At 69.5% G+C, this 791-nt stretch carries 1 protein-coding gene and 1 pseudogene; both read left to right on the top strand.

The genetic code is table 11. The features are described 5' to 3' along the window. Positions 1-199: pseudogene (locus tag LZ495_RS42390) on the top strand (hypothetical protein); the annotation flags it as partial. Between the two features lie 230 nt (positions 200-429). After that, positions 430-699 carry a hypothetical protein gene (locus tag LZ495_RS42385; protein ID WP_235058599.1) on the top strand — a complete coding sequence of 90 codons (270 nt, stop codon included), beginning with the start codon at positions 430-432 and terminating at the stop codon, positions 697-699. Positions 700-791 lie beyond the last annotated feature (92 nt).

The raw sequence follows: 791 nt of genomic DNA, 5'->3' as shown, positions 1-791 counted from the left end.
CGGTGCGGTGGCCCTGTTCACCTCCCCCGCGGCGGCCATCGTCACCATGGCCGCCGCGTCCGCCACCATCACCCTCCTCCTGGCAAAGCCCATCTCCACTCCGCTCCCCGCGCCGCTCCCCGCCCCGATACAGGCTCCGATACCGGCGCCGCCCGCGACCGCCTCGGACGCATCGGACCACCCGGCGCCGACCGTCTGACGCCCCGCAGCACAACCACGCCCGCATCGCCCCGGATGACGCACACGCATCGGTTGGCTCACAAATCCGCTCGCACCTGGCCCTGCTGACGCCGCGTCACGACCCTGGGAGAAGCCGTACTTGCCTGACGGGGGGCATAGATGCCGGGCCGACCACCGCCGCGACCGCTGCCGACTCCACCGTGGGTGGGCGTACCGTGGCGTCCTCCCCGCCCTGCTCCGATTCACCTCATGCTGCTCAGCGGCATCGGCACTGCGGTCGCCGCGCTCGGCGTGTGCGCCGAAGGCGTCCTGAGCTGGTTCCTCTACACGGACTGGGGAGCGGAGCTGGCCGCGAGCATCGACACCCCGGCGGAGCGCGCCGATACTGCCGCGCTCCACCAGGCACTCGAACCATCGCTCGGACTCCGATTGGCCACACTGCTTTTCATCGTGTGCGGCATGGCACTCGCCGGAGCAGGGGGCTTGGGCTTGATCCACTTTGACGGACACCCTGGATGAGGGGCTTTGGCCTCTCTGGGGAGGATGTCCATCATGGAGAGCATGGGGAAGAAGAAGCCTCGGCCTCGCCGCTCGTTCACGCCGGAGTTCAA

This window comes from Yinghuangia soli, from assembly GCF_021502675.1.
GTDB lineage: Bacteria > Actinomycetota > Actinomycetes > Streptomycetales > Streptomycetaceae > Yinghuangia > Yinghuangia soli.
The sequence above is the reverse complement of the archived record's forward strand: the minus strand, read 5'-3'. Positions and strand labels throughout refer to the sequence as shown.